Origin of the sequence: Rhizobium sp. 10PS4, assembly GCF_032464805.1 — a bacterium.
GTDB lineage: Bacteria > Pseudomonadota > Alphaproteobacteria > Rhizobiales > Rhizobiaceae > Rhizobium > Rhizobium laguerreae.
In genome coordinates, this window is the sequence record NZ_JAWDIW010000001.1 from 629824 (window position 1) to 636628 (window position 6805).

General features: G+C 58.5%; 6 protein-coding genes and 1 pseudogene. 6 read left to right on the forward strand and 1 reads right to left on the reverse strand.

All coding sequences use genetic code 11. From position 1 onward, the window contains the following. Window positions 1-12: 12 nt before the first annotated feature. Complete coding sequence (locus RWJ89_RS02860; RefSeq protein WP_316030548.1) at window positions 13-978, forward strand: ROK family protein; 966 nt, start codon at window positions 13-15, stop codon at window positions 976-978. Window positions 979-1035: 57 nt separating this feature from the next. Here RWJ89_RS02860 and RWJ89_RS02865 read toward each other — a convergent pair whose 3' ends face one another. After that, a complete protein-coding gene (locus RWJ89_RS02865) occupies window positions 1036-2049 on the reverse strand; it encodes a substrate-binding domain-containing protein (RefSeq protein ID WP_077976995.1) in 1014 nt (337 codons plus the stop codon). A gap of 269 nt (window positions 2050-2318) precedes the next feature. Between RWJ89_RS02865 and RWJ89_RS02870 the strand changes: the two genes are divergently transcribed. The 5 genes and pseudogenes from RWJ89_RS02870 to RWJ89_RS02890 all read left to right on the forward strand — a co-directional run. Further along, window positions 2319-3584, forward strand: coding sequence for an ABC transporter substrate-binding protein (locus RWJ89_RS02870; RefSeq protein WP_221999709.1), 1266 nt, complete (start codon window positions 2319-2321; stop codon window positions 3582-3584). Window positions 3585-3653: 69 nt separating this feature from the next. Beyond that, complete coding sequence (locus RWJ89_RS02875) at window positions 3654-4640, forward strand: carbohydrate ABC transporter permease (protein WP_077976997.1); 987 nt, start codon at window positions 3654-3656, stop codon at window positions 4638-4640. Then, window positions 4640-5470: a carbohydrate ABC transporter permease gene (locus tag RWJ89_RS02880; protein ID WP_077976998.1), complete on the forward strand. Its 831-nt coding sequence runs from the start codon at window positions 4640-4642 to the stop codon at window positions 5468-5470. Before RWJ89_RS02875 ends, RWJ89_RS02880 begins: the two co-directional genes overlap by 1 nt. Before the next feature lie 11 nt (window positions 5471-5481). Beyond that, on the forward strand, window positions 5482-6507 hold the full coding sequence (locus RWJ89_RS02885; RefSeq protein WP_168280788.1) for an ABC transporter ATP-binding protein: 1026 nt from the start codon (window positions 5482-5484) through the stop codon (window positions 6505-6507). A 62-nt stretch (window positions 6508-6569) separates the two neighbouring features. Continuing rightward, a pseudogene (locus RWJ89_RS02890) lies at window positions 6570-6805 on the forward strand (ThuA domain-containing protein); the annotation flags it as partial.

Below are 6805 nucleotides of genomic sequence, written 5' to 3' on the forward strand. Positions count from 1 at the left end.
CATGGTCTTCACATGCAGCAGATTGCCATTGGAATCGACCTCGGCGGGACGCAGGTGCGCGCTGCCCTCGTCGACGAGCAGGGCAGGATTCTGGAGCGTGCAGCGGAATCAACGGATGCGCTGGCAGGCCCCGCCCGCGTGCTCGACCAGATTTGCGGATTGACCGATGGACTGCTTGCAGCATCGAACCCTGCTTCTGTGGTGGGCGTCGGCGTATCCGCTCCGGGCCCGCTCGATACGGTCGCTGGTATCGCCTCGCATATCCCGACCCTCTCCGGCTTTGTCGATTTTCCGCTGAAGGCGGAATTACAGAAGCGGTTTCCGTTTCCGGTCGACCTCGAGAACGATGCTATTGCCGCTGCCATCGGCGAGTGGCAGTTCGGAGCCGGCAGAGGGCTCGATAATCTTGTCTATGTCACGGTGAGCACCGGCATTGGCGGTGGCGTTGTGTCGGACGGTCGCGTCGTGCGCGGCCGGAAGGGCATGGCAGCCCATGTCGGGCACATGTCGGTCGTGCCGAACGGAGAGCTTTGCCCCTGCGGCAACAGAGGTTGTTTCGAGGCCTACGGATCCGGAACGGCTTTTGCGCGCCGCGCCCAGATGAAGGCGATGGAGACCAGTGGGACGACGATCGGCAGCGATGGCGGCGCCATCGACAGCCGCAGCGTTTTCGCAGCCGCAAGAGATGGCGATCGGCTCGCAAATCAACTGATTGACGAGGAAGCGGAAATTCTCGGTCGCGGCTTCACCAGCCTGATCCATATATTCAGTCCCGATATCATCGTGATGGGAGGCGGGCTTTCCCACGAGTTCGACCGGCTGCAACCGGGCATTCAAGGCTACATCACGCAATGGGCAATGCCGGCATTCAAGGATGTCAGGGTAATGCTGGCGGCGTTGGATCAGAACTCGGGCCTCGTCGGCGCCGCGGCTCTGGCGTTTCTGAGCGGCAAGGTTCCTGCGATCGATCAGCTTTAAAAAAGCAGGCCGATCCTGCGTGCGTCGGCAAACGCACTATCGAGAGGTTGCTCTCCGTCAGGGCGGCGGGGCGGTACTTTCCCTCAGGATCAGTTCGACTGGCCACAATTCGTGGATCTCATCCACGGCACGTCCAGCGATAAGCTGTAGCGTTAGCTCAGCGCAGCGCGTGCCCGCGGCACGCATGGACGATCGTGTTGTCGAGAGCGACGGCACCATGCTTTCGGCCGTTAGATATGGGAAGACGTCGTCATGGGCGATGACGGAAACATTCTGTCCCACCGTCATCCCAAGCGAACGGACAGCACGGTAAACACCAAGCGCTGTCATCGTGGAACCGGCAACGATGGCAGTCGGCGCGTTCGCCCTCTCGAGAAAAGAGCGGGCATGTCGAAAGCCGCTCTCGTCGGAGAATTTATCGCAGACCATTAGGTTGGGATCGGCGACGAGCCCACGTTCCTGATGCGCGACCCGAAAACCCTGCTCGCGATGGATCGAATACGTCTTGCCCCGCAGACCATTGATCATGGCAATGCGCCGATGCCCGAGATCGAGCAGATGTTCGGTGGACCGACGCACGGCATTTTCATTGTCGATATCGAGCCACGCGTGAACGTGCTCGGATTCCGATCGGCCGTGAACCAGGAAAGGCAGGCCTAAGCTGTTCAGCACTCCGATCCGCGGATCCCTCGGGCGAGGCGAATGAATGATCACCGCATCCACCCGGCGGCTTTCGACCAGGCGTCGGTAGGCCTGCATCTCGTCCTCATCATTGTGTGCGGTAATAGGCGTGATGAGAATATCGGTATCGGCCGTTTCCAGGCGCTGTGCCATACCTGACATGAATTCGGCGAAATGGATTTCTCCCGACCGCGCCATCATGACGCCTATCGCTCCGGCTCTCCCGGTCTTTAGCCGCACGGCATTGATATCGGGGCGATAGCCAAGCCGCATTGCTTCGCTCGCAACCCGGGCGCGCGTGGCTTCGCTTACCTCGGGATAGCCACTGAGCGCACGGCTGACCGTCGTCGGAGAGAGCCCAAGCTGCTTTGCAAATTCACGAAGTTTCATCGGATGTCTTCTTTGTCCCGGCAATCAATGGACGAAGCTTTGGCGATGCGCAACGGGCAAGTGTCAGTCCGGCGAAAATTGAAATCGGTTTCAATTTTGTTGCTTTGAATCCCTGCTCGCAGGGGTAAAAAATGCCGCTACTCACTGTATATCAGTCAATTTCTCTTCATAATGCAACTGTGGATCGCTAATCTCCGTGGGCTTGACGCCTCTGCGACCTTCTGCAATGGTTTAATCGCCAAATCGATTTCAATTTCTGGGAGGAGATCATGAAAAAATTTGCTTTGGGCTTGTCCGCGCTCGGAATCGCCATCGCGGCCGCCGGCCCGATCCGCGCTGCCGAAATTTCCTTTGCCGCCAACACTACGGGAAAAAACGTAGAATTCTTGAACAAGCAGCTGGCTATTTTCGAGAAAGATACCGGCAATCAGGTCAAGCTCGTGACCATGCCGTCATCGAGCAGCGAGCAATTTTCGCAATATCGCCTATGGCTTGCTGCTGGAAACAAGGACGTCGATGTCTATCAGACCGATGTCATCTGGGCACCGCAGCTTGCCGACCAGTTCGTCGATCTGAAGGAGGCAGCCAAGGACGTTGTCGGCCAGTTCTTCCCGTCGATCATCGCGTCTCAGACTGTCAATGGCCGGCTTGTGGCGCTGCCGTTGTTTACCGATGCTCCTGCGCTGTTTTACCGAAAGGACCTGCTGGAGAAATATGGAAAACAGCCGCCGAAGACCTGGGACGAGATGGCCGCAACCGCCAAAGAGATTCAGGATAAGGAACGCCAGGCCGGACAGAAGGACCTCTGGGGCTACGTCTTCCAGGGCAATTCCTACGAAGGGCTTACCTGCAACGGACTGGAATGGGTGAAATCGTCGGGCGGCGGCCAGATCGTCGAGCCGGACGGGACGATCTCGATCAACAACGAGAAGGCGGCAGCCGCGCTTGAACGGGCCAAGGGCTGGATCGGCACGATCTCACCGCCAGGGGTGCTCGCATATCAGGAAGAAGAATCGCGCGGCGTCTGGCAGACCGGCAACGCCGTCTTCATGCGCAACTGGCCTTATGCCTATTCTCTCGGAAACGGTGCCGACAGCGCCGTGAAGGGCAAGTTCGACGTGATGACGCTACCGGTTGCAGCCGTCGGCGATAAGCCGTCTTCGACACTTGGCGGCTGGAACCTGGCGGTTTCGAAATATTCCGAAAAGCAGGAGGCAGCCATCGCGCTCGTAAAATTCCTGGCGTCGAAGGACGTTCAAAAGGCACGTGCGATCGAACTCTCCAATTTGCCGACCCTGACGGATATTTATGACGACAAGGATGTTGCTGCCGCGCAGCCCTTCATGCCGAACTGGAAACCCATTTTCCAGGACGCGGTGCCACGCCCTTCGGCGACGGCCAAGATAAAGTACAATGAGGTGTCCTCAAAGTTCTGGACTGCGGTGCACAATACCTTGTCAGGCAGCGGCTCAGCTGCCGAGAACCTCGAGCTTCTCGAAGCCGACCTAACGACCCTCAAAGGCGACGCTTGGTGAGTATTCCGACCGGCGGCTGTCAAGCCGCCGGTCCGGTCTTCGGACGCGCTAACGACGGATAGACGTTTCATGAGCGAAATCGTAGTTCCACAAGCAGTCAAGCCCAGGGTTTCCCATTTCAGAGCCACCACGGAGTTGCGATCCGAGCGCGTTCGATCGGCATGGATGTTTCTGGCGCCGACGCTGTTGATCTTGGCAATCGTCGCTGGCTGGCCGCTGTTCAGAACGATCTATTTCAGTTTTACGAATGCGTCGCTGAACGACCTTGGCAATGCGCAGTTCGTCGGCTTTGACAATTATTTGTCTTGGGTGACACTGAAGAGCGGAAGGACCGTCTATCGCGGGCTGCTTGCCGATCCGGTTTGGTGGAATGCCGTCTGGAACACTGCCAAGTTTACCGTCCTTTCGGTGGTCATCGAGACCGGGCTCGGGCTGATCGTCGCCTTGGTGCTGAACGCACGGTTCGTCGGGCGTGGGATCGTACGGGCCGCAATCCTCATTCCTTGGGCGATCCCAACAATCGTCTCAGCAAAGATGTGGGCCTGGATGCTCAATGATCAGTTCGGCATTCTGAACGATATTCTGCTCGGCTTCGGTCTTATCAGCGAGAAGATTGCTTGGACCGCCAATCTGGAAACGGCGATGATCGCAGTGCTGATCGTCGATGTCTGGAAGACGACTCCCTTCATGGCGCTTCTGATTCTTGCGGGACTACAGATGGTTCCGGGAGACATCTATGAGGCTGCCAAGATCGATGGCGTCAATCCGGTCAAGGTTTTCTGGCGTCTGACGCTGCCGCTGATCCGACCGGCCATCATGGTTGCCGTGATCTTCCGGATACTGGATGCGATGCGCATCTTCGACCTGATCTATGTACTGACGCCCAACAATGCGCAGACGAAGACCATGTCGGTCATGGCGCGCGAGAACCTGTTCGACTTCGACAAGTTCGCCTACGGCGCCACCGCGTCAACGGTGCTTTTCCTCATCATTGCCTCCGTAACCGTCCTTTATATCTGGCTCGGTCGCGTCAAGCTCGGCGGGGAGGAACGTTGATGCTGCTTTCGTTCGCCAAGAATACGCTCTTCTACCTGCTCGTCACAATCATCGTCATCATTGCGGTATTTCCGTTCTACTATGCGATCCTCACGAGCCTGAAGACCGGCACGGCCCTTTTCAAAGTCGATTATTGGCCGACCTCGATCTCCTTCGGCAACTACACGTCCGTAATGGGCCAGGGCGGTTTCGTCCGCAGTCTGGCGAATTCCGCGATGATCGCCTGCGTCGTTGTTTCAGCATCGCTGCTACTTTCGATCACCGCTTCCTTCGCTTTGGCCCGGGTGCACTTCCGCGGGCGGGCACTGTTGATGTTGACCATCCTCTCGGTGTCGATGTTTCCGCAGATTGCCGTTCTTGCGGGCCTCTTCGAACTCATCCGCTGGATCGGCATCTTCAACACGCCCTTCGCGCTGATCTTTTCCTACATGATCTTCACGCTCCCCTTCACCGTCTGGGTGCTGACGACCTTCATGCGGGAATTGCCGATCGAGATCGAGGAGGCGGCGATCGTCGACGGCGCTTCACCATGGGTCATCATCACCCAGGTGTTCATGCCGTTGATGTGGCCGGCGCTGGTAACAACCGGACTGCTCGCCTTCATCACCGCCTGGAACGAGTTTCTTTTCGCGCTGACGTTCACGTCGTCGGATACGCAGCGAACCGTCCCGGTTGCGATCGCCCTGCTTTCGGGCAACAGCGCATTCGAGATCCCGTGGGGCAACATCATGGCGGCTTCAGTAATCGTCACCGTACCGGTCGTCGTGCTTGTTTTGATATTCCAGCGCCGGATCATTTCGGGGCTGACCGCCGGCGGCGTCAAGGGTTGAGGGAGTAGGACATGGCAGAAATCCGACTGGAGAATATCCGCAAGAGCTTCGGCGCTTTCGAGGTGATCAAAGGCGTGACGATGGACATCCGCCGGGGCGAGTTCATGGTGTTCGTGGGGCCGTCGGGATGCGGCAAGTCCACGCTGCTGCGGCTTATCTCCGGGCTCGAGGACATCACGTCGGGAACCCTCTCCTTCGACAACAAGACGGTGAACCAGCACGCGCCGTCGAAGAGAGGGATCGCCATGGTGTTCCAGTCCTACGCGCTCTACCCGCATATGACGGTCTTCGACAACATGGCTTTCGGCATGAAACTTTCCGGGAGCACCAGAGACGAATGCCGCCAGCGTGTTGAACGGGCCGCCGGCATGCTGCAGCTCTCACCCTACTTAGACCGCTTGCCACGACAGCTTTCCGGCGGCCAGCGTCAGCGCGTCGCAATCGGCCGGGCGATCGTGCGCGATCCCAAGGTCTTTCTCTTCGACGAGCCGCTGTCCAACCTCGATGCGGCGCTTCGCGTCGCGACGAGGTTGGAAATCGCGAAGCTTCATCGCAGCATGCACAACACGACGATGATCTATGTGACCCATGACCAGGTCGAGGCCATGACACTCGCCGATCGGATCTGCGTGTTGAGGGACGGCATCGTCGAGCAGATCGGCACGCCGCTGGAACTTTACGAAAGTCCCAATTCGGTCTTCGTTGCCGGCTTCATCGGTTCGCCGAAGATGAATTTCCTCTCGGGCGGGCTGGCGCAGCCCTATGATAGCCACACGATTGGCGTGCGCGCAGAGCATGTTCGCATCACGCCCGAGTCGCCCGTTTGGAGCGGCACGGTCATCCATTCAGAAATCCTCGGCGCCGATAGCTTCGTCTATCTGGATATCGGGGCGGATGAGCCGTTCGTCGTGCGGGAAGCCGGTGTCTCCCGTCACGCGCCTGGCCAAACGCTTGGCCTTGTGCCGCTTGCCGGCCACGTTCACCGTTTCGACCGGTCGGGCCGGGCGCTTGAGCGAGCATCCATGCGGGCTGCCTGATTTTCCCAGGGTCGATGTTCCTCCCAAGGCTCGATCCGTTTTAACTATAAGGAGAGAACGACGTGACCATTCGCACCGTTGTGTGGGGTGAGAACATCCACGAGAATACCAATGAGATCGTCCGGGGGATCTATCCCGAAGGCATGCACACCACGATCGCCAAGGCGCTGAACACCGATCCAACTATCTCGGCGACGACGGCGACGCTGCAGGAGCCGGAACACGGCCTCAGCGAAGCCCGCCTTACTGAGACTGACGTCTTGACCTGGTGGGGCCACAAGGATCACGGCGCGGTTTC